The sequence below is a fragment of the Allobosea sp. 05L423 genome (assembly GCF_056397745.1).
In genome coordinates this window covers 1-23,762 of the sequence record NZ_JBFTOA010000024.1, presented here as the reverse complement: position 1 = coordinate 23,762, position 23,762 = coordinate 1, and the positions used below count along the sequence as shown (strand labels likewise).

The following is a 23,762-nucleotide window of genomic DNA, read 5'->3' as shown; positions in this document are numbered from 1 at the left end:
CGTGGGGGCCACAGGTTCAGCGCTCCGCTTCCAAGCCATCGGAACCGCCATGACCGCCTATGATCCGTCCAACGTCTTCGCCAAGATCCTGCGCGGCGAGCTGCCTTCCCACACGGTCTATGAGGATGCCGAGACGATCGCGATCATGGACATCATGCCGCGCGCCGAAGGGCATGTGCTGGTGCTCCCGAAGATTGCGTGCCGCAACGTCTTCGACGCGCCGGCAGAAGCGCTGAATGCCGTCGCCTCAACGACCCAGAAGCTGGCGCGTGCCGTCAAGGCCGCCTTCGCCGCCGAGGGCGTCACCATCCAGCAATTCAACGAGGCCGCCGGCGGTCAGGTCGTCTTCCATCTCCATGTCCACGTCATGCCGCGGTTCGATGGCGTGGCGCTGCGTCCGCATACGGGCGCGATGGAGAAGAACGAGGTGCTCGCCAGCAATGCCGAGAAAATTCGGGAGGCCCTGAAAAAAATCTGAGGGGCATGTCACAAGGGGCCTGGCTGCCTCGTCTTGTCGTCATCAACCGATGGAGAAAGACCATGAGCCAACGCCTCAATGCCTTCCAGGTCGCCCCCGGCGCGATCGAAGCGCTGCTGAAGACCCAGAATTACGTCAACGAGAGCGGGCTGGAGCACAGCCTGCTCGAACTGGTGAAGATGCGGGCGTCGCAGATCAACGCCTGCGCCTATTGCCTGCACATGCACTCCATGGATGCCCGCAAGGCAGGGGAGAGCGAAGCCCGGCTCTACCTGCTCGATGCCTGGCATGAATCCGACCTCTACACGCCGCGCGAGAAGGCCGCACTCGGCTGGACGGAAGCGCTGACCCGTCTTTCGGAGGGCAGCCCGAGTGACGAGGCCTTCGCCGGGCTGCGCGCCCATTTCAGCGAGAAGGAGTGCGTCGATCTCTCGCTCTCGATCGCCACGATCAACGCCTGGAACCGGATCAATGCCGGCTTCCGCTCGCGCCACCCGGCCGACCGTGCGCGCAAGACCGAAGCCGCCGCCTAAGCAGGTAACGTGCCTCCTGCCGGCGGGCTTCGCCCGCTGGCCGACACCTGTCCCACAGCGAGAACCACCATGAGCAAACGCCTCAACCCCTATACGACAGCGCCGGAGACGATGAAGCCACTGATCGCGCTCGAAGCCGCGATCAAGGAGTCCGGCCTCGAACACAGCCTGATCGAACTGGTGAAGATGCGGGCATCGCAGATCAATGGCTGCGCCTATTGCCTGCACATGCATTCGGCCGACGCCCGCAAGGTCGGCGAAAGCGAGGCGCGGCTCTATCTGCTGAGCGCCTGGCGCGAATCCGCGCTCTACACGCCGCGCGAGCGCGCCGCGCTGGCCTGGACAGAGGCGTTGACGCTGCTGCCGCAGACCCATGCGCCCGATGCCGATTACGAGGAGGCCTTGCGCCATTTCAGCGGGGAGGAGATGGTCAAGCTCACGTTGCTCATCGGCACGATCAATGTCTGGAACCGGATCGCGGTCGGCTTCCGCTCGCATCATCCGAACGACAGGGCACCCAAGGTCGACGCCGCCTAGGATCCGCACTCACAGGATTGCATGACGGACGTCACCGCCGCCGGCTTCGAGACCCACCGGTCCTATCTGACCCGCCTCGCCTACCGCATGCTCGGCTCGCTCAGCGACGCCGAGGACGTGGTGCAGGACGCCTGGCTGCGCTGGCACGATTCCGCGCCGGAAGCGCTGGCGAATCCGCGCGCCTGGCTCGGGCGCGTGGTCACGCGGCTCTGTCTCGACCTGATGAAATCGGCTACGCGGCGGCGCGAGAACTATGTCGGCGCCTGGCTGCCCGAGCCGCTGATCGAGGAGATCGGCGGCACCGCGAGCAGTGACGAGGGCCTCGACGTTCCCTATGTGCTCCAGCTCGCGCTGGAGCGCCTTTCGCCGCTCGAACGCGCCGCCTTTCTGCTGCACGACGTGTTCGACCTGCCCTTCTCCGAGATCGCCGAGACGCTCGGGCGCAGCGAGGCCGCCTGCCGGCAGCTCGTCTCGCGGGCACGCCGGCATGCAAGGCAAGAGGGTCCGCGCCACCCGCTCTCAGCCGAAGAGGCGCGTCGCTATGCCGTCGCCTTCTTCGAAGCGGCCCATAGCACCGACCCGACGAGCCTGAAGGGCTTGCTGGCGCAGGATGCAGTGCTGCATGGCGATGGCGGCGGCAAGGCGAGTTCGGTGCTCAACCCGATTTTCGGCAGCGAGAAGATCGGCCGCTTCTTCGCCGGCCTCGCCCGCAAGCCGGAACGGCAGGGCTTCGTCCCGCGCTACGAGCCGGTGCTGATCAACGGCATGCCCGGCTATATCAGCATGGAAACCGACACCGCGCAGGCGCTCGTTCTCGACATCCGCGACGGGCAGGTCCAGGCGATCTACGTCATTCGCAACCCGGACAAGCTCCGCCCTGTGCGGGATCGGCTCGAGGCCGGAAGGGGCTAAGCCGCCCCGAACAGCCAGACGCCGCCGACCAGCACGACTTCACCGACCAGAACGGCCAGCATCATCCGGCGGCGGCTGACGGCCATCACGGCCGCGGAGGCGGCGAGCGCAGCGACCCGCACGAACAGCGGGGCATAGGCCAGCGCGCCCGGTGGTGTGACCATCAACTTGGCAACGATGCCGGCAAGCAGCGCCGTCGCGACCGCCCTCACCCATTCGAGCAGCGGCGAGTCGGCATCGAGCCCACGCGCGAAGCCGACGGCGAGCCAGCGCCAGATCTCGGTCGGCAGCACGGCGAAGAGCATCAGCGCGAGATAGGGCCAGAGCGGCCCGTCGAGCAGGGCGATCGGTTGGGTCATGCGGCCGCCTTGCGCTTGCGGCCCACCATGAAGGCGATGCTGCCGGCGATGAGCCCGGCGACGATGAGGTCGAAGCCGCCACCGATGAAGCGCTCGCAGAGCGGCGCGAGCGCCAGCCCCAGAACCAGTGCGGTGACGTCGCCGCGATGGCGTAAGCCAGCCGTCAGCGAGACCAGGAAGAAGATCGGCGTCAGGCAGAGCAGTCCGGCTGCAAAGGGAATCGGCAGGGTGTCGAGCAGGTAGTAACCGGCGAATGTGCCGACCGAGCTCACCGCCATGCAGGTATTGGCGAAGCCGAGGAAATAGGCCACGCGCTGGTGCACCGGGATGCCCGGCAGGCGGCGCAGCCCCTCGGTCCAGGCCGTCACTGCGACGTAGTGCGAAAGAAAGAGCTGCTGCCAGATGCTCTGACCGGGCCGGCGCAGCAGCGGCAGGATCGCCATCGTCATCGGCAGGAAGCGCAGCGAGGCGAAGGCTACCGCGATCGCGATCGCGCTCCAGGCGGCGCCGGCAGCGATGGAGGCGAAGAACAGCACCTGCGAAGGGCCGGCCCAGACGAGAATAGTCGAGAGTACGGCGACATCGACCGGGTAACCGACGTCACGGGCGAGCGAACCGATACCGATCAGCCCGAAGCCGACGATCCAGGCCGGGAGCCGCAGCGCATCGCTCACACCGGCCAGCGCGACGCGCTGCCAGGTCCAGTCGGCGGATACGCTCATGGGATCATCGCTGCGAGCAGCCTCGGGGAAAGCAAGACGGCCCGTGCAAAGCGCACGGGCCATTCAACCCCTATGGCTTACCTCGCAAGGGCCCGCCAAGCTTCGGGAAGGAGGAACGGCCCTGCGCTCCCTGCAAGGCCGCGGGTGCTCAGCCCTTGCCGCCCTTCATCGCCATGGTGACGAGCTCATTGGCGAAGTCGATCAGCTCTTTGGGTATGCCGCCGACCGCCTGGACGCCGAGATAGATCAGATAGATGAAGGCCGGCACGAGGATCCAGCCCAGCACCTCCTCGAAGATCTTGCGGCGGCGGCGGCGGCGGTCGCGCTTCTCGAACCAGCCCAGTTTTTCCTTGGGCGGGCGCTGCGGCGCGGGAGCCGCCGTGGGCATTATGCCCTCGCCGGTTTCGGCGAGGGCTGCTTTCTTGCGTCGGAACAACACGTTCTCAGGCCTTCGTCAGCGGTACTTTCGGAACAGTACGGACCGTGCGTCCGGATGTCTTCGGCGGATTGCCGGTGTCGTCATCCGGGCCAGAGCCCCCCTTGGGAGCCTTGCGGGGCGGCATCTTCGTGGTCTTGTCGCCGCCGACAGCCTTGGCGCGCGGCTTTGTCGCTCGCTTGGCCGTCGCGGTCGCGACGTCCTTCTCCGGCTTGGGCTTGGCCGGGCCGTCGGGGAATTCGAGCCCGAGCACCTTGATGCCGGTCTCGGACTGGACCACCACGACCCTGACGGCGCCACCGTTCTTGAGCCGGCCGAACAGAACCTCATCGGCAAGCGGCGTCTTGATCGTCTGCTGGATGAGCCGGGCCATCGGCCGGGCGCCCATCGCCTCGTCATAGCCGTTCTCGACCAGCCATTCGCGCGCCTCGTCCGAGAGCTCGATGGTGACGTTGCGGTCGGCGAGCTGGGCCTCGAGCTGCAGCACGAACTTGTCGACCACGCGGGCGACCACGCTCTTCGGCAGATGGCTGAAGGAGATGGTGGCGTCGAGACGGTTGCGGAACTCCGGCGCGAACAGCTTGTTGATCGCCTCGGTGTCGTCACCCTCGCGCTTCTGGCGCGTGAAGCCGTAGGCGTTGCGGGCCATGTCGGCGGCTCCGGCATTGGTGGTCATGATCAGGATGACGTTCCTGAAATCGACCTGCTTGCCGTTGTTGTCGGTCAGCTTGCCGTGGTCCATCACCTGCAGGAGGATGTTGAACAGGTCGGGATGGGCCTTCTCGATCTCGTCGAGCAGCAGCACGCTGTGCGGATGCTGGTCGATCTGATCGGTCAGCAGGCCGCCCTGATCGAAGCCGACATAGCCGGGAGGCGCGCCGATCAGCCGCGAGACGGTGTGGCGTTCCATGTATTCCGACATGTCGAAGCGGATCAGCTCGACACCCAGCGAGGAAGCGAGCTGGCGCGCCACCTCGGTCTTGCCGACGCCGGTCGGGCCGGCGAAGAGGTAGCAGCCGATCGGCTTCTCGCCGTCGCGCAAGCCGGCGCGGGCGAGCTTGATCGCGGAGGACAGCGCCTCGATCGCCTTCTCCTGCCCATAGACCGAGCGCTTCAGCGTCTGCTCGAGATTGCGCAGCACCTCGGCATCGTCCTTCGAGACGGTCTTGGCCGGGATGCGCGCCATGGTCGAAACCGCGACCTCGACCTCCTTCACGCCGATGACCTTCTTGCGCTTGCCCTCGGGCAGCAGCATCTGCGAGGCCCCGGTCTCGTCGATGACGTCGATCGCCTTGTCCGGCAGCTTGCGGTCATGGATGTAGCGCGCCGAGAGCTCCACCGCGGCCTTGATGGCGTCGCTGGTGTAGCGCAGCTTGTGGAACTCCTCGAAATAGGGCTTGAGGCCCTTCAGGATCTCGATCGTGTCCGGGATCGACGGCTCGTTGACGTCGATCTTCTGGAAGCGGCGCACCAGCGCCCGGTCCTTCTCGAAATACTGGCGGTATTCCTTGTAGGTGGTCGAGCCGATGCAGCGCAGCGTGCCGGAGGCCAGCGCCGGCTTGAGCAGGTTCGAGGCGTCCATCGCACCGCCCGAGGTCGCACCGGCGCCGATCACCGTGTGGATCTCGTCGATGAACATGATCGCCTTGGGGTGCTGCTCGATCTCCTTCATCACCTGCTTGAGGCGCTCCTCGAAGTCGCCGCGATAGCGTGTGCCGGCGAGCAGCGTGCCCATGTCGAGCGAGAAGACGGTCGCGTCCTTCAGCACCTCGGGAACTTCCCCGCGGGTGATCTTCAGGGCCAGGCCCTCGGCAATCGCCGTCTTGCCGACGCCGGGGTCGCCGACCAGGAGCGGATTGTTCTTCTGACGGCGGCAGAGGATCTGGATCGTGCGCTGCACCTCGGCCTCGCGTCCGATCAGCGGATCGATCCGCCCGTCCTTCGCTTTCCGATTCAGGTTGACGCAATAAGCCTCTAGCGCGCTTTCCTTTTTCTTCTTGTCCTTGTCCTCGGTGTTGCCCTGCTCGGAACGCTGCTCGCGCTGGGGCTCGCTCTCCTCCTCGGAGCCGCGCACCGGGCGGCTCTCGGTCGCGCCGGGGCGCTTGGCGATGCCGTGGCTGATGTAATTGACCGCGTCGTAGCGGGTCATGTCCTGCTCCTGCAGGAAATAGGCGGCGTGGCTCTCGCGCTCGGCGAACATGGCGACGAGCACATTGGCGCCGGTCACTTCCTCGCGGCCGGAAGACTGGACATGAATGACGGCGCGCTGGATCACGCGCTGGAAGCCGGCGGTCGGCTTGGAATCGTCGCGCCCGTCAGTGACGAGATTCGTCAGCTCGGCGTCGATGTAGTCGACGAGATTGCGCCTGAGCAGGTCGAGGTCGACGCTGCAGGCGCGCATCACGGCGGCCGCGTCCTGATCGTCTACCAGGGCGAGCAGGAGATGTTCGAGGGTGGCGTATTCGTGACGGCGCTCATTGGCGAGAGCCAGAGCCCGGTGAAGCGCCTGTTCGAGACTGCGCGAGAAACTCGGCAAGGGAGCGCTCCTATCTGTTTCCGGAAGGTGAGTTCTGACCCAAGGCTACTTCTTCTCCATCACGCATTGCAGCGGGTGCATATGCTTGCGCGCCAGATCCATGACGAGCGTAACCTTGGTCTCGGCGACTTCGTAGGTGAAGACACCGCATTCGCCGACGCCGTTCTGATGCACATGCATCATGATCCGCGTGGCTTCGGCGCGGTCCTTGTTGAAGAACCGCTCCAGAACGTGAACGACGAACTCCATCGGAGTGTAGTCGTCGTTCAGCAGCAGGACACGATAGAGATTGGGCTTACGCGTCCGCGTGCGGGTCAACACCGCAGTGCCGGTGCCTTCCTTGCTGCCGTCGGCCGGTGGGCCGGCACGCCGCGGGCGATCAGCCATGGCCTCCGCGCCCGCGCCCCCCGGCAGGCGCGAGGTCGGTTCGGCTTGCATTGCTGTGCCCTGACCTGCCTGCATCACTTGCGCCCCGCCATGCCTATCGCATTCCAATCCAAATCGATCTTCGTTTCCCACCCGAGATAGTGCTTCGCGTACGAATTTACAGACCTCTCTCCTGCTTCGCCAGTCCGTTCCCGCCAGCTACACGCAACTCTTCGCGACATGGCTGCCAACCGCCTGCCGCGGCTTGACCCGCCCCGGCCCGGCCAGACATAGAGGCTGCCAGGGATCATGGACAGGATTTGGGCGTCGGCGATTTTTGCCCGAGGGCCAGGAGCCTGGCGCGGGCAAGCCTTCCAGCTTACCCGCGACGGGCGACGCCGCGATCGGACAAAAGCGACACGCCGGTGCGCGGTGAGGTGGAACAGGGCGACTGCAGCGTCGCGTGGCTTGCCGATAGCAATGATATCGGCTGCGCGACGCTCCTGGCATTCGACCTGCTTGACCGGCCCAAACCCTGTCCATGATCCCTGGCAGCCTCTAAGCCTCTCGCGGGCCCGCTGGACAAGGACACCACCATGACACCCAACGCCGTCGTCACCATCGGCGAGGAACTCGCCAGGCCCGTGCGTTTCGGCAATGCCTTGCCGCTCGCGCTGATCGCCGGCCCCTGCCAGATGGAAAGCCGCGACCATGCGCTCGAATGCGCGCTGGCGCTGAAGGAAATCGCGGTCGCTCTCAACATCGGACTGGTGTTCAAGGCCTCCTTCGACAAGGCGAACCGGACCAGCGTCAGAGGCGCGCGCGGCATGGGCCTGAAAACCGCCCTGCCCGTCTTCGCCGAGATCCGCGAGCGCACCGGAATGCCGGTCCTGACCGATGTGCACGACGCGGGCCAATGCGCTCCTGTCGCCGAGGTCGTCGACGTGCTGCAGATTCCCGCCTTCCTCTGCCGCCAGACCGATCTGCTCGTCGCGGCGGCCCAGACCGGCCGGGTCGTCAACGTCAAGAAAGGCCAGTTCCTGGCGCCCTGGGATATGGTCAACGTCGCCGCGAAGCTGACCGAGAGCGGCAACCCGAACGTCATGCTGACCGAACGCGGTGTCTCCTTCGGCTACAACACGCTGGTTTCGGATATGCGCGCCCTGCCGACCATGGCCGAGATCGGCGCGCCGGTGATCTTCGACGCCACCCATTCCGTGCAGCAGCCGGGCGGCAAGGGCGCCTCCACGGGCGGCCAGCGCGAGTTTGTGCCGGTGCTGTCGCGGGCAGCCGTCGCCGTCGGGGTCGCCGGACTCTTCATCGAGACCCATCCCGATCCCGATCGCGCACCGTCCGACGGCCCGAACATGGTGCCCCTCTCCGAATTCCAGGATCTGATCGCCGAACTGCAGGGCTTCGACCGACTGGCCAAGAACCGCCAGGCGCCAGCCGTCGCCTATGTCTAAACCCGCGCAGGCGTCCAAATCCGATCTGGGCGCCCTGATCCCGATCCTGGGGCTCTGCGGCTTCGCCTCCACCTTCACCATGCGGCTGATCGACCCGCTGGTCCCGACCCTCGCGGGCGAGTTCGGCCAGAGCGTCCACCAGATCGCCTTCGTAGCGACCGCCTTCTCCAGCTGCTACGCCCTGGGCCAGCCCTTCCTTGGTCCCATCGCCGACTCGGTCGGCAAGCTGCGCAGCATCTCGACCTGCCTCGCCGCGCTCTGCGTGCTCTCGATACTCGCGGCCTTCGCCACCAGCTTCGGCGCCCTCCTGGTACTGCGTGCGGCCGGCGGCGCGATGGCGGGCGGCGTCATTCCTGCTGCGATGGCCGCCATAGGCGACCGTGCGCCGATGGCGGAGCGGCAGATCATGCTCGGCCGCTTCCTGGTGATCATGATCATCGGGCAGATGGCCGGCGCCACCTTCTCCGGCCTCGTTGCCGACTATATCGGCTGGCGTGCCGTGCTCGTCATTGCAGGCGTGCTCGCCGGCGGCGGCGCGCTCCTGGTGCGGGTCGTGCTGAAACCGCGGCCGGACGCCGCGCGTGCGCCGCTCAGCCTCGCGGGCGCGATCACGAGCTACAAGGCGGTCTTCGCCAATCCGCGCAGCAAGCTGCTTTATCTGCTCGTCCTGCTGGAAGGATCGCTCGTCTTCGGATTGTCGCCTTTCATCGCCGCCATCCTGCACGAGCGTTCGGGCACCAGCTCTTCACAGGCCGGCCTTGCCATCGGCGCAATGGGTCTCGGCGGGCTCGTCTACGGCGTGCTGACGCGCATCCTGGTCGAACGGGTCGGGCCACGGCAGATGATGCGCTATGGCGGCCTCGCGGTGGCGCTGGCCTATTTCGCCTTCACCGTGCCCGCGCCGTGGTGGACGGCCATCGGCGTATTCCTGCTGACCGGCTTCGGCTTCTTCCTGCTCCATGGCACGTTCCAGGCGCAGGCGACGGAGCTCGCGCCGACGGCGCGCGGCTCGGCGATGGCGCTGTTCGCCTGTTTCTTCTTCATGGGGCACGCCACCGGGCCGCTGGTCATGGGTGCATTGCTGAATCTGCTCGGGACTCAGCATGCACTGATCGTCTTCGGTATCGGGATCGGTGTGCTCGGGCTCCTCACGCCGCGCCTGCTGCCGCCGCTCGGCTCGCGGAGCTGAACAGAGCCCGCCGCCCGAACGGAATTTCGCCGCTGATCGCGCGGAGCCCCTTCTCCTGCGTCGAAGTCGGCTGTTGCCGACTTCGACGCATCAAATGCTGATCTCTGGCCGGCCCGTGATCATTTGGAGGCGCAGGGGTGAGGCGCAGGCCCTTCGCCGAGCAAGCTGCGCTATCCCCGCCGCAGCCGTCCGAGCCTCGCTCTCGCGCCCGGTGCCTCAGCGTCCGCGATAGGGCGCGACGCCCTGATCCGGCAGCCAGAGGCCTTTCGGCGGCTCGCCGGTCTGCCAGAACACGTCGATCGGAATGCCCCCGCGCGGATACCAGTAGCCGCCGATGCGGAACCATTCCGGCTCGAGCAGATCGACCAGCGTCTTGCCGATCGAGACGGTGCAATCCTCGTGGAAGGCGCCGTGATTGCGGAACGCGCCGAGATAGAGCTTCAGCGACTTCGACTCCACCAGCCACTGGCCCGGCAGATAATCGATGACGAGGATGCCGAAATCAGGCTGTCCCGTCACCGGGCAGATCGAGGTGAATTCCGGGCAGGTGAAGCGCGCGAGATAGCGCGTGCCGGCATGGGGGTTGGGCACGCGGTCGAGCCGCGCTTCCTCGGGCGAGGTGGGCAACGGGCCGCTCTGGCCGAGCTGCAAGGTCGAGGCGTCGATGGCCATGGAAGATGCTCCTCAAGTTTGCCGGAGCGTGTAGCTCATCTTCCGCGAAGGGGGAAAGCCGCGAATGCCACGCGCTCGCCATCGTCGGACGCTACGAGCGCGCATCGACGCCCAAAGCTCATGCCTGCTTCAACTCGATCAATATTTATCGAGTTTCCACACGCTTCCTTGCTTCGACGGAAGCCAGACTATAGCCCCAAAGCAACTATTCGGCACCGATCAATACAATTCTATGATAATTGCAGGCATATTGTTTCTGGTCGGGTTCTTGATCGGTCTCTCGCACGGATATCCGGCGATCGTGCTCGCCAGCGCGATCATGACCTTTGTTGCCTTCCCCCTCTGGCTGGTTCGGGGGGAGCTCGGCCTGTTCAGTATCCTCGTCTGGATCGGCTATCTCTTTGCGCTGCAGAGCGGCTTCATGCTCGGCACCTATCTCGGCATGTCGAACGACGAGAGTTAGATCTCCCGGCTGTCCTACCAGAACCAGATCGGCCGCCCGGCGAAGGCGCACAGCCCGGCCCACCACAGGATCGTCAGACCGCACCAGAACAGGACAGCAAGCAAGGAGGGTCGGTGGCGGCCCGTAAGATTCTGGAACATGTTCGTTTCTCGAAGGAAAGCTGGACGGCGTTCGTCCGGCTCTCCCGCAACCTGCGAGCCAGCAGCGAGGTCGGTACGCGCGGCTTTGCCACCCACGACCGAACATCGATGGCTCGAAGCGCCCGGATGCGGATCGGGGCTTTCGCGACGGCAGGCTGTTGGCTAGAAGCGCCTCACTCTTCCTCGTCCTCTCCGGAGCCTGCCATGACCGCGATCATCGACATCATCGGACGCCAGATCCTCGATTCCCGCGGCAACCCGACGGTCGAGGTCGATGTCGTGCTCGAAGACGGCTCGATGGGCCGCGCCGCCGTCCCTTCCGGCGCCTCGACCGGCGCGCATGAGGCGGTCGAGCTGCGCGACGGCGACAAAAGCCGCTATCTCGGCAAGGGCGTGCTCAAGGCCGTGGAGTCGGTGAACATCGCTATCGCGGAGGCGATCGTCGCGATGGACGCCGAAGACCAGACCGCCATCGACCAGACGATGATCGAGCTCGACGGCACGCCCAACAAGGCGAAGCTCGGCGCCAACGCCATCCTCGGCGTCTCGCTTGCCGTCGCCAAGGCTGCGGCGGAAGCCTCGGGCCTGCCGCTCTACCGCTATGTCGGCGGCACCTCGGCCCGCGTCCTGCCCGTGCCGATGATGAACATCGTCAATGGCGGCGCCCATGCCGACAACCCGATCGACTTCCAGGAATTCATGATCATGCCGGTCGGCGCGGAGTCCTTCGCCGAAGGCCTGCGCATGGGCTCGGAGATCTTCCACACGCTGAAGAAGAAGCTGCACGACGCCGGCCACAACACCAATGTCGGCGACGAGGGCGGCTTCGCCCCCAACATCAAGTCGGCGGAAGCCGCACTCGATTTCGTGATGCAGGCGATCGAGAGCGCCGGCTATCGGCCCGGCGAGGACATCGCGCTGGCCCTCGACTGCGCCGCGACCGAGTTCTTCAAGGATGGCGCCTATGTCTATGAGGGCGAGCGCAAGACGCGCGACCCCAAGGCGCAGGCCAAGTACCTCGCCAAGCTCGTCGGCAACTACCCGATCGTCTCGATCGAGGACGGCATGTCGGAGGATGACTGGGAGGGCTGGAAGGCGCTGACCGACCTCGTCGGCGCCAAGTGCCAGCTCGTCGGCGACGATCTGTTCGTCACCAATGTCGAGCGCCTGTCACAGGGCATCAAGGGCAAGACGGCCAACTCGATCCTGGTCAAGGTGAACCAGATCGGCTCGCTGACCGAGACGCTGGCCGCCGTCGAGATGGCGCAGCGCGCCGGCTACACCGCCGTGATGTCGCATCGCTCGGGCGAGACCGAGGATTCGACGATTGCCGACCTCGCGGTCGCGACCAATTGCGGGCAGATCAAGACCGGCTCGCTCGCCCGCTCCGACCGGACGGCGAAGTACAACCAGCTACTGCGCATCGAGGAGGAGCTGGGCGCGCAGGCGATCTATGCCGGCCGCGCAGCGCTGAAGGCACTGGCCTGATCGAGGCCTCGGCTGCCGCGCTCACCAGCGCGGCAGCAGGCTCGTTGCCTGGGAGAGCCCCCAGACACCGGCCGCCTGCACGCTGCCGGCGGCGCCCGATACTGCGTCGGAGACTTTGGTCGCCGGCGCCACGACGAAGCGGCTCCAGGAATCGTCGCGGGACTCCTCGCCCCCCTGTGCCATTTCGATTGCCGTCGCCGCGGCCGGAGGCAGGATCACGAGCGGGGTTGCGACGACGACGTTGCGCTCTGGCGGTGAAGCGGTTCGCCGCGCCGGGGGCGAATGTCTCGCCTTGCCCGGCGTTTCCAGCCGCGGCTTGCCGAGCTCCGCGAATTGCGGTGGGGCCCATTCGTCGCCCTCCGGCCAGCTCACCGACATCGGCATCGCCAGGGCGGCCGGCGTAACCTGCTGATTGGCCGCGAGACCCTCGTTCGCAGCAAGGTCAGACCCATCGAGCCGATCGGCGATCTTGCCGTCCCGGAGCAGCGCGAGTTTCGGCAGCGCCGCCTGCTCGACCCGCGCATGCGCGGCCCTATGGCGCGGCACGGCGCCGGACAGCAGGCCGGGAAGCGTCGCGACCACCGCTGTCGCTGTGGCGATGCCCAATGACAGTAGGAGATGGTGGCCGAGGCGGCTCGCCATGGCAGCAGGCCTGGGGGAATAGCGGTTGCCGGGCATCGGCGATCACTCCGGTGGCTGGCCGATCTTGATATCGCAGTGCAAGGAAACCGGCGCGTCACGGCGCCAGCGGGGCCGAAACGCGGCGCAATTGCGGTCCGTCGCCGCAGGCGCAGGTGCCATGCACAGCGGCCGGTAACGGCACCGCAGCAATCCACGCTATGCCGGCGCATGGATCAGCGCGTCGTCAGCCTTCCTGCGCCTCACGACAAGGAGCGCCGCCGGCGCAGGCTGGCTGTAGCCGGGATGCTGCTCAGCGTCCTGATCTTCGGCTCGAACTTCGCCATCAGTCGCCATGCCGTGCTGCACGGCATCACGCCTTACGATCTGCTGGCACTTCGCTTCGCCACGGCCGGCCTCCTGCTGCTGCCGCTTTTCCTGCGGCCGGGCCTCGCCAGCTGCGGCGGCGTCGGGTGGGGGCGCGGATTGCTGCTGACGCTGTCGAGCGGCTTCCCCATGACCTTCCTGATGCTGATGGGATTGACCCTCGCACCGGCGGCGCATGGCGCCACGATCGGACCGGGCACCGTGACGCTCATCGGTATCGTCGGCTCGATCGTGCTGTTCGGCGCGGTGCTCACACGCAATCTCGTGATCGGCATCTGCGGCGTGCTCGCCGGTCTGGCCTGTCTCGCCATCGCCGGCACGAGCGGCTCGAGCGCCGGTACGCTGCGAGGAGACCTGATGTTCCTCGGCGTCGGCCTGCTCTGGGGCTTCTATCCGCTGATGATCCAGCTCTGGAAGGTCGATGGCCTGCGCGCCGCAGCTATCGTCTCGGTACTGTCGCTGGTGTGGCTGCCGATCTACGCCCTGTTCTTCTTCCGCGGCTTCGACATCGCACCATGGTGGCTGCTGTCGCTGCATGCGCTCTATCAAGGCGTGGCCAATGTCATTATCGGCCTGTGGATCTGGGGCTGGGCAGCGCATGTCCTGGGACCCGCGGTCGTCGGCCGTTTCCCGCCGCTGATCCCGGTCACCGGCACATTGCTGGCGATCCCGGTGCTGGGCGAGATCCCCTCCTCGCTGCAGCTCGCCGGCATCATGCTGATCATCGCCGGGCTGTTCGTCGCCTCATGGCGCAAGCCGGCGCGCAAGGCCGGTCAGGACCAGATTCCAGCCGACCGATAAGGCGAGCCCCATGGCGAGCGCCGTCCACGAGCCGAACGGCACCGCCATCCAATGTACGACGGCAAGCCCAAGCCCCGTGCCCAGCAGCCCGAGAGCCCCGCTGCCGATCACCGCTGCGGTGGCCTTCCCGCCGATGCGGGGATGCAGGATCACGATCAGGCTCGACAGGACGATCGGCAGACCGGCAAGGACACCCGACCAGAGCGGCCCGACCCGATCGCTCGCGGTTGTGACGATTCCCGCCAGCATCGCGACGCAGCCTGCCCGGATCGGAATGGCATAGCGCGAAAGTGCGGCGGGGGCGGCCGTGCGCACGGAGAGATAAGGCCGCACCAGCATATGCACGACACCGAAGGCAAGGACGGTCAGGACGGTGAGCGGCAGCGCCGGCAGGGCCAGGCTGCGCACGCCGGCCAGCACGAGAACCCAGACGGCCGCGGCGGCCACGAGCGAGGGCAGCATCGTCAGGCGCTGGGCCAAAAGCACATAGCTCAGGATGAAGGCGGAATGGGTGAGATTGGCGTTCATCGTGCCCAGCGCACTGGCGGCAATGAAAGCGGCGTCGTGATCGAGCGCAAGGAAGACAAGCACCGGCCCGAGCGAGATCGGCAGCGTCGCGATCATCGCCGCGACCAGCGGCCCCGTGCGCTCGGCCAGAACGGAACAGCCGACCACCACCGAGGCAGCGATTGCCATCTTGATCGGTAGAAGAGCCAGCCCTGCGCTCAAGCCGTCTCGCCCCTGGCCCAGCCTTCCTTGGTCTCGGCGATGAAATCGGCGAGGCGCCCGGCCGCAATGGCGGCGCGCAGGCCTGCCATCAGATCCTGGTAATAGGCGAGGTTAGCCCAGGTCAGCAGCATCTTCCCGAGCATCTCCTCGGCCTTGACGAGATGATGCAGATAAGCGCGCGACCAGCTGTTCGCCGCAGGGCAGGAGGACTGCTCGTCGATCGGCCGCGGGTCCTCGGCGTGCTTGGCGTTCTTGAGGTTCATCCGGCCGAAGCGGGTGAAGATCTGGCCGTGGCGGCCGGCGCGGGTCGGCATCACGCAATCGAACATGTCGATGCCGCGCGCCACCGCTTGGACGATGTCGTCCGGCGTGCCGACGCCCATGAGGTAGCGTGGCTTTTCCTGCGGCAGATGCGGCTCGACCGTCTCGATCATCGCCAGCATGATTTCCTGCGGCTCGCCGACCGCGAGACCGCCGACGGCGTAGCCCTTGAGGTCCATGGCGGCGAGTTCGCGCGCGCTCTCGACGCGCAGATGCGGCACCGCCCCGCCCTGCACGATGCCGAACAGCGCCCGTCCGGGATGGTTGCCGAAGGCCGCCCTGCAACGCTCGGCCCAGCGCAGCGACAGGCGCATGGCCTTCTCCGCCACCTTGTCCTCGCAGGGCAGCGCGACGCATTCGTCGAGCTGCATGACGATGTCGGAGCCGAGCAGATTCTGGATCTCGACCGAGCGCTCGGGCGTAAGGACATGCTTCGAGCCGTCGATATGCGACTGGAAGGTGACGCCCTCCTCCGTCAGCTTCCTCAGCTGCGACAGCGACATCACCTGGAAGCCGCCGGAGTCGGTCAGGATCGGATGCGGCCAGTTCATGAACTTGTGCAGCCCGCCGAGCCTGGCGACGCGCTCGGCGCCGGGACGGAGCATCAGGTGATAGGTGTTGCTGAGCACGACATCGGCGCCGAGCGCCCTCACCTGATCGGGATACATGCCCTTCACGGTCGCGGCGGTGCCGACCGGCATGAAGGCAGGCGTGCGGATGACGCCGCGCGGCATGCTGATCGCGCCGGTGCGGGCGGCGCCATCGCGGGCGGCGACATGGAAGGCGAAGTCGGTTGTCGCGGCGGTCTGGGGCTGCGCGAGTTCGGGCTGTGCGTTCATGCGCTGCGAGGTAGAGCAGCACGCGCCTTTAGGGAAGAGGCGCGCGCGCTGGATGGGCGTTCGCCGCCGTCATGCTCGAGCTTGCCCCGAGCATCTCGGGACTAGAGGGCTCTTGAGCCTCATTCGACAGGAGATTCTTAGGTCGGCGCTGGGCGCCGCCCGATAATGACGGGCAGTCGCCCAGGCTCAGCCCTTCGCCAACGCCGCCTCGTAAATCTCCGGCCTGAAGCCGACGACCGTCCTGCCCCTGCCGAGATCGAGCACCGGGCGCTTGATCATCGAGGGCTGGGCGAGCATCAGCGCGATGGCCTTGGCCGCATCGAGCCCCTGCTTCTCGGCGTCGGGAAGCGCACGGAAGGTCGTGCCGGCGCGGTTGAGCACCGTCTCCCAGCCATGCTCCTTCACCCAGCTCTCGAGCGAGGCCTTGTCGATGCCGCTCGCCTTGTAGTCGTGGAACGCGTAGGTCGCGCCATGGCCGTCGAGCCAGCTGCGCGCCTTCTTCATCGTGTCGCAGTTCTTGATGCCGTAGATGGTGATCGTCATGCCTTCGCCCGGACTGTGTGGAATGTCGCAGCATCCGCCACCCAACTGTCATCCGGGTTTGTCAGCAAGACTGCAAACAGGCATGACATGGCGGATGAAATCGTCGGATGCAGGCAGGAGATAGCATGGATATCGTCTCGGCCTCAGCGCAGAAAACGCCGGCTCCACCTGCTTTTCCCCATCGCCGCTGGAAGGACCATCCGGTCGTCGGCGTCGATTTTCCTGATGCCACGACCTTCACCTGCGACGGCCGCTGGATGCAAACGGCCTGCGAAGCCCTGGCGGCCCATCTTGATGAGGAAACCGACCTTCTTGCCGGAATCGACGTCGGCGGCCTCGGCTTTGCGGGCGCGCTGGCATTCCGAAACGGCCTCGGCTTCATCGATATCCGCAAGGTCGGTTCGATCCGCGCGGACGTCGTCCGCAGTCTCGCGGCCAATTACGAGCTCGGCAACGGCGTCGCCCTGTCGAAGGGCCATCGGCTCGACGGACGTCATGTCGCCATCATCGACGACTGCCTGATCACGGGCGGCATCGCGCTGGCGACGGCGCAGCTGCTTCGCCGACTTGGCGCACACTGCACGCATGCGCTCTTCGTCTTCGAACTCGACGGGCTGGGAGGCCGCGAACGACTTGCCCAGGGCGGCATCTCCGTGCACGCCCTGGAAAGACTGGCACCGGTTCAGCCCGTGCCCTCCCCCAGCGACATGCCCTGAGGGAGTGCCGGCATTCAGGGGCGCTTCGGGATGTCGAGGCCGCGCTGCACCGCGGGGCGCGACAGGCAGCGCTCCAGCCAGATCGGCACATGCGTCAGCGTGGAATAGTCGACGAGTTCGCCTGCCCCGTAGAAGCCAACGAGATTGCGCACCCAGCCGAGGATCGCGATGTCGGCGATGGTGAATTCGTCACCCATGATCCAGGTGCGGCTCGCCAGCCGCTCCTCCAACACGGCGAGCAGGCGCTTGCTCTCGCTGGCGTAACGGTCGCGCGGGCGCTTGTCCTCGTACTCGCGGCCGGCGAACTTGTGGAAGAAGCCGAGCTGGCCGAACATCGGGCCAATCGCCGCCATCTGGAAGAACACCCACTGGATGGTCTCGTAGCGCGCGGCCGGATCCTTCGGCAGCAGCTTGCCGGTCTTCTCGGCGAGATAGAGCAGGATCGCGCCCGACTCCCACAGGCCCAGCGGCTTTCCGTCCGGCCCGTTCGGATCGATGATCGCGGGAATCTTGCCGTTCGGGTTGAGCGAGAGGAATTCCGGGCCCCAGGTCTCGTTCTTGCCGATGTCGATGAGGTGGGGCTCGTAAGGCAGTTCCAGTTCCTCCAGCGCGATCGACACCTTCACGCCGTTCGGCGTCGGCAGCGAATAGAGCTGGATACGGTCGGGATGGCTGGCGGGCCAGCGCCTGCTGATCGGGAAAGCGGAGAGATCGGCCATAGGGTGCTCCGGTTGAATCGGAAGAGCTTCGGTGCCGGACGATAGAGCCGCGCGCGCCCAAAGCAACGGGGCGCCCGGCTCAATCACCACAAGGCCGGCTTGCGAGGTTGCACGATCGCGGGTCGACCAAGGGCCAACGGCCGAGGATTTCGTCCGGTTCGCGGGGAACGCTGCGGATCAGGACGAAATCCTTCTCCGTGCAGCTCAACGGCCGCACGCGAAACGCCAACGTGCGATAGCGGTCGTAGAGCAATGTCAGCTGGAGCCTGCACGCAAGCCGCTTGCCGCGAAAACCACCTGCCCTCATTTCCCCATCCAGGGCGAGCGACGGGCAGCGCCGTCAGGGCAGCATGCGCTCATGGCCGATGATGCGGCCGCGAGCGCCCGCGCTCACTCCCACTCGATCGTGCCGGGGGGCTTCGAGGTCACGTCGTAGACGACGCGGTTGATGCCCTTGACCTCGTTGATGATGCGGGTCGCGGCGCGGCCGAGGAAGTTCATGTCGAAGGGATAGAAATCCGCGGTCATGCCGTCGACCGAGGTCACGGCGCGCAGCGCGCAGACATGATCGTAGGTGCGGTAGTCGCCCATCACACCGACGGTGCGCACCGGCAACAGCACGGCGAAGGCCTGCCAGATCACGTCGTAGAGACCGGCCTTGCGGATCTCGTCGAGATAGATCGCATCCGCCTTGCGCAGGATGTCGAGCTTCTCCTTGGTGATCTCGCCGGGGCAGCGGATGGCGAGGCCGGGCCCCGGGAAGGGATGCCGGCCGACGAAGGCCTCGGGCAGGCCGAGCTCGCGGCCGAGCACGCGGACCTCGTCCTTGAACAGCTCGCGCAGCGGCTCGACGAGCTTCATCTTCATGCGCTCGGGCAGACCGCCGACATTGTGGTGGCTCTTGATCGTCACCGAGGGGCCGCCGGAGAAGGAGACGCTCTCGATCACGTCAGGATAGAGCGTGCCCTGCGCCAGGAAATCGGCGCCGCCGAGCTTGGCCGCCTCTGCGTCGAAGACGTCGATGAAGAGCCGGCCGATGGTCTTGCGCTTGGCCTCGGGATCGGCACCGCACTTGGCAAGCTCGGAAAGGAACAGCTCCTCGGCCTCAACATGGACCAGCGGGATGTTGTAGTGATCCCGGAACAGGCGAACGACCTCTTCGGCCTCGTTCATCCGCATCAAGCCGTGGTCGACGAAGACGCAGGTGAGCTGATCGCCGATCGCCTCGTGGATCAGCACGGCCGCAACAGCCGAGTCGACGCCGCCGGAAAGGCCGCAGATGACGCGGCCGGTGCCGACCTGCTCGCGGATCTTCTTCTGCATCTCGGCGCGATAGGCCGACATGCTCCAGTCCGGCTTGCAGCCGCAGATCTCGACGACGAAGTTGCGCAGCAGCTTGCCGCCATCCGGGGTGTGGACCACCTCGGGGTGGAACATCGTGGTGTAGAAGCGCCTTATCTCGTCGCTCGCCACCGCGAAGGGCGCGTTCTCCGAGGTCGCCTTGACCGAGAAGCCCTGCGGCAGCTCAGTGACGCGGTCGCCATGGCTCATCCAGACCGGGTAGCGGGAGCCCTTCTCCCAGACGCCGGCGAAGAGCGCCGAAGGAGCAAGGATTTCGACATCGGCACGGCCGAACTCGGCGGCGTGCCCGCCCTCGACCTTGCCGCCGAGCTGATGCGCCATGGTCTGCTGGCCGTAGCAGATACCCATCAGCGGGATATCAGCCGTGAAGACCGCCTCGGGCGCGCGCGGGCTGCCCTCGTCCGGCACCGAGGCCGGGCCACCCGAGAAGATCACGCCTTTGGGCTTCAGCCGCCCGAACGCCTCATCCGCAGACTGGAACGGGGCGATCTCGCAATAGACGCCGATCTCGCGGATGCGCCGCGCGATCAGCTGCGTCACCTGCGAGCCGAAATCGATGATGAGGATGGAGTCGTGATGGGGCTGAGCGCTCGTCATCGCGTCCCGTTAATGGATAGCGCGGGCGTGCGCAACGGCCGCGTCTCAATCCCCCCGCTGGAGGCAAGCCAGATAGAACCCGTCCGTGCCGGCGCGCAGCGGCGAGAGCTGCAGGCCGAATTCCGTGGCGAAGCGGGCGAGCAGGGAGAAGTCGCTTTCCGCGCCCTTGAGCACGTCGATCGGTGCGACCAGAGCAAAGCCGGGATGGCGGCCGAGGAAGGCGCGGATGGCCTCGTCATTCTCGTCCGGCAGCATGGAGCAGGTGATGTAGGCGATGCGTCCACCGGGGCGCACCAGCTTGGCGGCGCGGGCCAGCACCTCGGCTTGGTCCTTGATCCGCTCGGCGAGCGCACCGGGGCGCACGCGCCATTTCGCATCAGGGTTGCGCCTCCAGGTGCCCGAGCCCGTGCAGGGCGCATCGACGAGCACCAGATCGGCGTGGCCGGCAACATCCGCCAGGGGCTCGTGGCCGCGCGAGCGTGGGATGCGCACCTCGACGATACCAGCGCCCGAGCGGGCCACGCGGTCGTGCAACGGTGCGAGCCGCCGGCTGTCGAGATCGGTGGCATAGAGGCTACCGCGGTTCGCCATCAGCGCGGCGAGCGCCAGCGTCTTGCCGCCTGCCCCGGCGCAGAGATCGATGACGGTCTGGCCCGGCCGGGCGCCGGCGAGCAATGTCACCAGCTGCGAGCCTTCGTCCTGAACCTCGAACGCGCCGGCAAAGAAGCCGGGCTCCGTCTGCAGCGAAGGGCCGCGCCCGTCATGACCCGGCTGGAAACGCAGCGCATCGGGCGACCAGGCGCCGGTCTCGGGCTGATGGTGAGCGAGATCCTTGAGCACGGCGTCGCGGGTCGCCTTCAGGCGGTTGACGCGCAGATCGATCGGCGCACGGGCGGCCAGTGCCTGCCCTTCCGCCATCGCTGCCTCGCCGAAGCCGCGTTCGAATGAGGGCCAGAGCCATTCGGGCACATCGGCCCGCACCCAGTCGGGCGCGCCCTCGTCGGAAAAGGCGGTCAGAAGCGCGGTCTCAGCGGCGGTGAGCGGCGCAGGGGCGTGGTTCTCGCCCGAAAACAGCGCGGCGATCTCGTCCGGCGGCAGGCCTCGCAGCCCCGCGAGCATGCCGAGAACCAGCGCGCGCGGCTCCTCGGAAGCCATGGCGTAGCCGGCGGACGCCTTGCGCCGCAGCGCATCATAGACGAGCGAGGCGACGGCCGCGCGGTCCTTCGAGCCGGCGAAGCGGCGGGACAGCCCCCAATCCTTCAGCGCATCGGCTGCCGGGCGGCGGCGCTCGATGATGTCCTGCAGCACCTCGATGGCGGCGCTGATCCGGGCGGCTGGCGTCATGGTGTTTCAATCCTGGCACGGACGGCTCGGGCCCGGCGCCGCAAGGCGGTGAGTGGGTGTGCTTCGACCAATTCGAACATGACGCCGAGGCATGGTGGCCCATGCGGCATGCACTTGACGCGGTCGTTTCACAAGCGGAAACACGATGCAACCGCATGTCGCGGCCACCGGGATATTCGCACATGAAAAGCGCCAGCCGCATCGTCATTCTGAGCCTTGTCGCCTTCGGCCTTGCCGCTTGCGCAACCCAGCCGCAGCCGGAATTCACGCCGCCGCCCTCCAAGCGCCTCGACGCGAAGACCACGCTCGAAAACCGCCGTTGACAGCGAGCGCACGCAGGATCGCCCGCGCCCTCGACCGGGGTCGCGGGCTTTTTTTGGGGTATCGCATCGCGCGTCAGCCTTTGCTCACGATCCGACGTATTCTTTTCATGGGCCTGTCACATCGCCCGACCTAAGTTCGCGCGCATTTCTGCGAGCCGGGGTCAAACCATGAAAAAAACGCTGCTTCTCTCGACATCGCTTCTCGCCGCACTGGCCATGCAGGCACTGGCGGCCCTCGCCCAGCAGGCGTCCCCCTCGACCGCCCGCAAGCCGCTGATCATCGCCCATCGCGGCGCGAGCGGCTACATGCCCGAGCACACGATCGAAGGCTACAAGCTCGCTATCGAGATGGGCGCGGACTTCATCGAGCCCGACCTGGTGTCGACAAAGGACGGCGTTCTGGTCGTGCGGCACGAGCCGATGCTGAGCGGCACCACCGACGTCGCCGACCGGCCGGAATTCGCCAATCGCAAGACGACGCGCAAGGTCGACGGCATCGACACCACCGACTGGTTCGCCAATGATTTCACCCTGGCCGAGATCAAGACCCTGCGGGCCAAGCAGGCCTTCGCCGATCGCGACCAGTCGCACAACGGCAAGTACCAGATCCCGGCCTTCCAGGAGGTGATCGACCTTGCCAAGTCGGAAAGCGCCCGCACCGGCCACACCATCGGCATCTACCCGGAAACCAAGCACCCGACCTATCACGCCGCGCTCGGCCTCGCCTTCGAGGACAAGCTCCTCGACATGCTCAAGGCTGCCGGCTGGAGCGAGAAGACCTCGCCGGTGTTCATCCAGAGCTTCGAGACCGGCAATCTGAAGTACCTGCGCAAGAAGACGCAGCTGCGCCTCATCCAGCTTGTCGACGGCGACGACGTCGACAAGGACGGCAAGGTCACGCTCGTGGCCCCGTTCGACCGCCCCTATGACTTCGCGGTGCTCGGCGACAAGCGGACGTTCCAGGACATGCTCTCCGCCGAAGGGCTCAAGGAGATCGCGACCTATGCCGACGGCGTCGGCCCCTGGAAGCCCTACATCATGGCTGCCAAGCAGACGATCGGCGCTGACGGCAAGCCGCAGGACCTCAACGGCGACGGCGCCATCGACGAGCGCGACCGCACGCTGATCGCGCCGACGAACGTGGTCAAGGATGCCCATGCCGCCGGCCTTCTCGTCCATACCTGGACCTTCCGCAGCGAGCCGAAGCGGCTGGCCTCGGACTTCAAGGGTGACGCCGCGGCCGAGTACAAGGCCTTCATTGCGCTCGGCATCGACGGCCTGTTCTCGGATTTCTCGGATCAGGCCGTGAAGGCGCGCGACGCGAAGTAAGCTTTTCAACCGGGCAAGGCTAACAGCCGGATAAACCAAAGTCCGCGGCGTCTCCCGCCGCGGGCTTTGGTCGTCAGCGGGCTTCTCGCCCGCTCCCCTTCAAATCAGATTGGTCAATCGCAGACGCGGGTCGTGCGCCGCACCACGCCGCGCGGCGTCTCCCGCTCGGTCGTGACCGTGCGGCAATCGTCGCCGCGGTAATAGTTGGCGCGTCGCCATTCGCGCTCGCGCCTTTGCTCGTAGCGCCCCTGACGCATCTCGCGATCGATCGCCCGCTCATGGGGCGTACGGGGGTCGACGCTCACGCCGCCCGGACCAATGTTGATCGACTGAGCATAGGCACCGCCGCTCGCCAGAAGAGCAAGAGCTATGACTGGGACAAAACGTTTCATCACGTATCCTCCGTTTGCGCCATCAACGCACCGGACGAGGACTCGTTCCGTAGAAGGGTTCGCCTACACCTGAAGATGCTTTGCGCTTCCTTGTGATTCGCTCGTTAAACGAAAAAACGCGCCGGCAAAGCCGACGCGCTTCCATCGCTCGCTGAGCTGTTCTTGGTCAGTGCAGGATCTGGCTAAGGAAGAGCTTGGTGCGCTCGTGCTGCGGGTTCTTGAAGAACTCGTTGGGGGTGTTCATCTCGACGATCTGKCCGGCGTCCATGAAGATGACGCGGTCGGCGACCTGGCGRGCGAAGCCCATCTCGTGGGTGACGCAGAGCATGGTCATGCCCTCCTCCGCCAGCGAGACCATGGTGTCGAGCACCTCCTTCACCATCTCCGGGTCGAGCGCCGAGGTCGGCTCRTCGAACAGCATGATTTTCGGGCTCATGCACAGCGA

At 66.4% G+C, this 23,762-nt stretch carries 28 protein-coding genes; 12 read left to right on the top strand and 16 right to left on the bottom strand.

From position 1 onward, the window contains the following. Positions 1–49: 49 nt before the first annotated feature. The 4 genes from AC1DNE_RS27370 to AC1DNE_RS27355 all read left to right on the top strand — a co-directional run bounded on the left by AC1DNE_RS27370 (position 50) and on the right by AC1DNE_RS27355 (position 2,460). Positions 50–478, top strand: a complete 429-nt coding sequence (locus tag AC1DNE_RS27370) for an HIT family protein (RefSeq protein ID WP_441470377.1) — start codon at positions 50–52, stop codon at positions 476–478. Between the two features lie 62 nt (positions 479–540). After that, entirely contained in the window at positions 541–1,011 is a 471-nt protein-coding gene (locus AC1DNE_RS27365) for a carboxymuconolactone decarboxylase family protein (protein ID WP_441470378.1), read from the top strand. Positions 1,012–1,080: 69 nt separating this feature from the next. After that, positions 1,081–1,548 carry a carboxymuconolactone decarboxylase family protein gene (locus AC1DNE_RS27360; protein WP_441470379.1) on the top strand — a complete coding sequence of 156 codons (468 nt, stop codon included), beginning with the start codon at positions 1,081–1,083 and terminating at the stop codon, positions 1,546–1,548. A 21-nt stretch (positions 1,549–1,569) separates the two neighbouring features. Further along, on the top strand, positions 1,570–2,460 hold the full coding sequence (locus tag AC1DNE_RS27355; protein ID WP_441470380.1) for a sigma-70 family RNA polymerase sigma factor: 891 nt from the start codon (positions 1,570–1,572) through the stop codon (positions 2,458–2,460). Here AC1DNE_RS27355 and AC1DNE_RS27350 read toward each other — a convergent pair. The 5 genes from AC1DNE_RS27350 to clpS all read right to left on the bottom strand — a co-directional run bounded on the left by AC1DNE_RS27350 (position 2,457) and on the right by clpS (position 6,900). Next, positions 2,457–2,819 carry an AzlD domain-containing protein gene (locus tag AC1DNE_RS27350; protein ID WP_441470381.1) on the bottom strand — a complete coding sequence of 121 codons (363 nt, stop codon included), beginning with the start codon at positions 2,817–2,819 and terminating at the stop codon, positions 2,457–2,459. The two genes, AC1DNE_RS27355 and AC1DNE_RS27350, sit on opposite strands and share 4 nt — an antisense overlap. After that, entirely contained in the window at positions 2,816–3,541 is a 726-nt protein-coding gene (locus tag AC1DNE_RS27345) for an AzlC family ABC transporter permease (protein WP_441470382.1), read from the bottom strand. Before AC1DNE_RS27345 ends, AC1DNE_RS27350 begins: the two co-directional genes overlap by 4 nt. Positions 3,542–3,689: 148 nt before the next feature. Then, positions 3,690–3,929, bottom strand: a complete 240-nt coding sequence (locus AC1DNE_RS27340; protein WP_476767223.1) for a hypothetical protein — start codon at positions 3,927–3,929, stop codon at positions 3,690–3,692. A gap of 55 nt (positions 3,930–3,984) precedes the next feature. Beyond that, positions 3,985–6,513: an ATP-dependent Clp protease ATP-binding subunit ClpA gene (gene clpA / locus AC1DNE_RS27335; protein WP_476767222.1), complete on the bottom strand. Its 2,529-nt coding sequence runs from the start codon at positions 6,511–6,513 to the stop codon at positions 3,985–3,987. A gap of 45 nt (positions 6,514–6,558) precedes the next feature. Next, positions 6,559–6,900 carry an ATP-dependent Clp protease adapter ClpS gene (gene clpS / locus AC1DNE_RS27330; protein WP_441470385.1) on the bottom strand — a complete coding sequence of 114 codons (342 nt, stop codon included), beginning with the start codon at positions 6,898–6,900 and terminating at the stop codon, positions 6,559–6,561. A 575-nt stretch (positions 6,901–7,475) separates the two neighbouring features. On the opposite strand from clpS, the gene kdsA reads away from it, so the two are divergent. Continuing rightward, positions 7,476–8,345 (top strand): 3-deoxy-8-phosphooctulonate synthase, encoded by an 870-nt coding sequence (gene kdsA, locus AC1DNE_RS27325; RefSeq protein WP_441470386.1) that lies wholly within the window; start codon positions 7,476–7,478, stop codon positions 8,343–8,345. Continuing rightward, the gene (locus AC1DNE_RS27320; protein WP_441470387.1) at positions 8,338–9,534 is read left to right on the top strand and encodes an MFS transporter; all 1,197 of its coding nucleotides are present in this window, start codon (positions 8,338–8,340) and stop codon (positions 9,532–9,534) included. The genes kdsA and AC1DNE_RS27320 overlap by 8 nt, the downstream gene beginning before the upstream one ends. Before the next feature lie 216 nt (positions 9,535–9,750). On the opposite strand, the gene queF is transcribed toward AC1DNE_RS27320, so the two are convergent. Next, on the bottom strand, positions 9,751–10,206 hold the full coding sequence (queF, locus tag AC1DNE_RS27315; RefSeq protein ID WP_441470388.1) for a preQ(1) synthase: 456 nt from the start codon (positions 10,204–10,206) through the stop codon (positions 9,751–9,753). Between the two features lie 268 nt (positions 10,207–10,474). Between queF and AC1DNE_RS27310 the strand changes: the two genes are divergently transcribed. Then, the gene (locus AC1DNE_RS27310) at positions 10,475–10,669 is read left to right on the top strand and encodes a hypothetical protein (RefSeq protein ID WP_441470389.1); all 195 of its coding nucleotides are present in this window, start codon (positions 10,475–10,477) and stop codon (positions 10,667–10,669) included. A gap of 14 nt (positions 10,670–10,683) precedes the next feature. Here AC1DNE_RS27310 and AC1DNE_RS27305 read toward each other — a convergent pair whose 3' ends face one another. Continuing rightward, positions 10,684–10,809 carry a hypothetical protein gene (locus AC1DNE_RS27305; RefSeq protein WP_441470390.1) on the bottom strand — a complete coding sequence of 42 codons (126 nt, stop codon included), beginning with the start codon at positions 10,807–10,809 and terminating at the stop codon, positions 10,684–10,686. A gap of 204 nt (positions 10,810–11,013) precedes the next feature. On the opposite strand from AC1DNE_RS27305, the gene eno reads away from it, so the two are divergent. Further along, positions 11,014–12,297 carry a phosphopyruvate hydratase gene (eno, locus tag AC1DNE_RS27300; protein ID WP_441470391.1) on the top strand — a complete coding sequence of 428 codons (1,284 nt, stop codon included), beginning with the start codon at positions 11,014–11,016 and terminating at the stop codon, positions 12,295–12,297. Between the two features lie 21 nt (positions 12,298–12,318). On the opposite strand, the gene AC1DNE_RS27295 is transcribed toward eno, so the two are convergent. Next, entirely contained in the window at positions 12,319–12,975 is a 657-nt protein-coding gene (locus tag AC1DNE_RS27295; RefSeq protein WP_441470392.1) for a hypothetical protein, read from the bottom strand. Positions 12,976–13,146: 171 nt separating this feature from the next. Between AC1DNE_RS27295 and AC1DNE_RS27290 the strand changes: the two genes are divergently transcribed. Next, positions 13,147–14,103 carry a DMT family transporter gene (locus AC1DNE_RS27290; protein ID WP_441470393.1) on the top strand — a complete coding sequence of 319 codons (957 nt, stop codon included), beginning with the start codon at positions 13,147–13,149 and terminating at the stop codon, positions 14,101–14,103. Here AC1DNE_RS27290 and AC1DNE_RS27285 read toward each other — a convergent pair. The 3 genes from AC1DNE_RS27285 to AC1DNE_RS27275 all read right to left on the bottom strand — a co-directional run bounded on the left by AC1DNE_RS27285 (position 14,047) and on the right by AC1DNE_RS27275 (position 16,535). After that, positions 14,047–14,832 (bottom strand): hypothetical protein, encoded by a 786-nt coding sequence (locus AC1DNE_RS27285; RefSeq protein ID WP_476767221.1) that lies wholly within the window; start codon positions 14,830–14,832, stop codon positions 14,047–14,049. The genes AC1DNE_RS27290 and AC1DNE_RS27285 overlap by 57 nt on opposite strands. Next, a complete protein-coding gene (tgt, locus tag AC1DNE_RS27280) occupies positions 14,829–15,992 on the bottom strand; it encodes a tRNA guanosine(34) transglycosylase Tgt (RefSeq protein ID WP_476767220.1) in 1,164 nt (387 codons plus the stop codon). The genes AC1DNE_RS27285 and tgt overlap by 4 nt, the downstream gene beginning before the upstream one ends. 186 nt (positions 15,993–16,178) lie before the next feature. Continuing rightward, complete coding sequence (locus tag AC1DNE_RS27275; protein ID WP_476767219.1) at positions 16,179–16,535, bottom strand: ArsC family reductase; 357 nt, start codon at positions 16,533–16,535, stop codon at positions 16,179–16,181. Positions 16,536–16,660: 125 nt separating this feature from the next. On the opposite strand from AC1DNE_RS27275, the gene AC1DNE_RS27270 reads away from it, so the two are divergent. Then, positions 16,661–17,251 (top strand): phosphoribosyltransferase family protein, encoded by a 591-nt coding sequence (locus AC1DNE_RS27270; protein WP_441470397.1) that lies wholly within the window; start codon positions 16,661–16,663, stop codon positions 17,249–17,251. A gap of 14 nt (positions 17,252–17,265) precedes the next feature. Here AC1DNE_RS27270 and AC1DNE_RS27265 read toward each other — a convergent pair whose 3' ends face one another. The 3 genes from AC1DNE_RS27265 to AC1DNE_RS27255 all read right to left on the bottom strand — a co-directional run bounded on the left by AC1DNE_RS27265 (position 17,266) and on the right by AC1DNE_RS27255 (position 21,273). Beyond that, positions 17,266–17,970, bottom strand: coding sequence for a glutathione S-transferase N-terminal domain-containing protein (locus tag AC1DNE_RS27265; RefSeq protein WP_476767218.1), 705 nt, complete (start codon positions 17,968–17,970; stop codon positions 17,266–17,268). Between the two features lie 390 nt (positions 17,971–18,360). Further along, the gene (guaA, locus tag AC1DNE_RS27260) at positions 18,361–19,929 is read right to left on the bottom strand and encodes a glutamine-hydrolyzing GMP synthase (protein WP_441470400.1); all 1,569 of its coding nucleotides are present in this window, start codon (positions 19,927–19,929) and stop codon (positions 18,361–18,363) included. 45 nt (positions 19,930–19,974) lie between these two features. Further along, a complete protein-coding gene (locus AC1DNE_RS27255) occupies positions 19,975–21,273 on the bottom strand; it encodes an RsmB/NOP family class I SAM-dependent RNA methyltransferase (protein ID WP_476767217.1) in 1,299 nt (432 codons plus the stop codon). 182 nt (positions 21,274–21,455) lie between these two features. Between AC1DNE_RS27255 and AC1DNE_RS27250 the strand changes: the two genes are divergently transcribed. Together AC1DNE_RS27250 and AC1DNE_RS27245 are read left to right on the top strand one after the other, a co-directional pair. Continuing rightward, complete coding sequence (locus AC1DNE_RS27250) at positions 21,456–21,596, top strand: hypothetical protein (RefSeq protein WP_441470402.1); 141 nt, start codon at positions 21,456–21,458, stop codon at positions 21,594–21,596. Between the two features lie 168 nt (positions 21,597–21,764). Continuing rightward, positions 21,765–22,925 carry a glycerophosphodiester phosphodiesterase gene (locus tag AC1DNE_RS27245; protein WP_441470403.1) on the top strand — a complete coding sequence of 387 codons (1,161 nt, stop codon included), beginning with the start codon at positions 21,765–21,767 and terminating at the stop codon, positions 22,923–22,925. Positions 22,926–23,038: 113 nt separating this feature from the next. Here AC1DNE_RS27245 and AC1DNE_RS27240 read toward each other — a convergent pair whose 3' ends face one another. Next, complete coding sequence (locus tag AC1DNE_RS27240; protein WP_476841289.1) at positions 23,039–23,317, bottom strand: PepSY domain-containing protein; 279 nt, start codon at positions 23,315–23,317, stop codon at positions 23,039–23,041. A 166-nt stretch (positions 23,318–23,483) separates the two neighbouring features. Further along, a partial coding sequence (locus tag AC1DNE_RS27235) for an AAA family ATPase (RefSeq protein WP_465247581.1) occupies positions 23,484–23,762 on the bottom strand: 279 nt, incomplete at its 5' end.

Coding starts and splice junctions, on each gene's coding strand:
- AC1DNE_RS27295 (WP_441470392.1), bottom strand. CDS start 12,975: ATGCCCGGCAACCGCTATTCCCCCAGGCCTGCTGCCATGGCGAGCCGC.
- AC1DNE_RS27245 (WP_441470403.1), top strand. CDS start 21,765: ATGAAAAAAACGCTGCTTCTCTCGACATCGCTTCTCGCCGCACTGGCC.
- guaA (WP_441470400.1), bottom strand. CDS start 19,929: ATGACGAGCGCTCAGCCCCATCACGACTCCATCCTCATCATCGATTTC.
- clpS (WP_441470385.1), bottom strand. CDS start 6,900: ATGGCTGATCGCCCGCGGCGTGCCGGCCCACCGGCCGACGGCAGCAAG.
- AC1DNE_RS27320 (WP_441470387.1), top strand. CDS start 8,338: ATGTCTAAACCCGCGCAGGCGTCCAAATCCGATCTGGGCGCCCTGATC.
- AC1DNE_RS27265 (WP_476767218.1), bottom strand. CDS start 17,970: ATGGCCGATCTCTCCGCTTTCCCGATCAGCAGGCGCTGGCCCGCCAGC.
- AC1DNE_RS27305 (WP_441470390.1), bottom strand. CDS start 10,809: ATGTTCCAGAATCTTACGGGCCGCCACCGACCCTCCTTGCTTGCTGTC.
- AC1DNE_RS27350 (WP_441470381.1), bottom strand. CDS start 2,819: ATGACCCAACCGATCGCCCTGCTCGACGGGCCGCTCTGGCCCTATCTC.
- AC1DNE_RS27290 (WP_441470393.1), top strand. CDS start 13,147: ATGGATCAGCGCGTCGTCAGCCTTCCTGCGCCTCACGACAAGGAGCGC.
- AC1DNE_RS27275 (WP_476767219.1), bottom strand. CDS start 16,535: ATGACGATCACCATCTACGGCATCAAGAACTGCGACACGATGAAGAAG.
- AC1DNE_RS27345 (WP_441470382.1), bottom strand. CDS start 3,541: ATGAGCGTATCCGCCGACTGGACCTGGCAGCGCGTCGCGCTGGCCGGT.
- eno (WP_441470391.1), top strand. CDS start 11,014: ATGACCGCGATCATCGACATCATCGGACGCCAGATCCTCGATTCCCGC.
- AC1DNE_RS27340 (WP_476767223.1), bottom strand. CDS start 3,929: ATGCCCACGGCGGCTCCCGCGCCGCAGCGCCCGCCCAAGGAAAAACTG.
- AC1DNE_RS27250 (WP_441470402.1), top strand. CDS start 21,456: ATGAAAAGCGCCAGCCGCATCGTCATTCTGAGCCTTGTCGCCTTCGGC.
- AC1DNE_RS27365 (WP_441470378.1), top strand. CDS start 541: ATGAGCCAACGCCTCAATGCCTTCCAGGTCGCCCCCGGCGCGATCGAA.
- AC1DNE_RS27255 (WP_476767217.1), bottom strand. CDS start 21,273: ATGACGCCAGCCGCCCGGATCAGCGCCGCCATCGAGGTGCTGCAGGAC.
- AC1DNE_RS27355 (WP_441470380.1), top strand. CDS start 1,570: ATGACGGACGTCACCGCCGCCGGCTTCGAGACCCACCGGTCCTATCTG.
- AC1DNE_RS27360 (WP_441470379.1), top strand. CDS start 1,081: ATGAGCAAACGCCTCAACCCCTATACGACAGCGCCGGAGACGATGAAG.
- AC1DNE_RS27240 (WP_476841289.1), bottom strand. CDS start 23,317: ATGAAACGTTTTGTCCCAGTCATAGCTCTTGCTCTTCTGGCGAGCGGC.
- AC1DNE_RS27370 (WP_441470377.1), top strand. CDS start 50: ATGACCGCCTATGATCCGTCCAACGTCTTCGCCAAGATCCTGCGCGGC.
- AC1DNE_RS27270 (WP_441470397.1), top strand. CDS start 16,661: ATGGATATCGTCTCGGCCTCAGCGCAGAAAACGCCGGCTCCACCTGCT.
- queF (WP_441470388.1), bottom strand. CDS start 10,206: ATGGCCATCGACGCCTCGACCTTGCAGCTCGGCCAGAGCGGCCCGTTG.
- kdsA (WP_441470386.1), top strand. CDS start 7,476: ATGACACCCAACGCCGTCGTCACCATCGGCGAGGAACTCGCCAGGCCC.
- tgt (WP_476767220.1), bottom strand. CDS start 15,992: ATGAACGCACAGCCCGAACTCGCGCAGCCCCAGACCGCCGCGACAACC.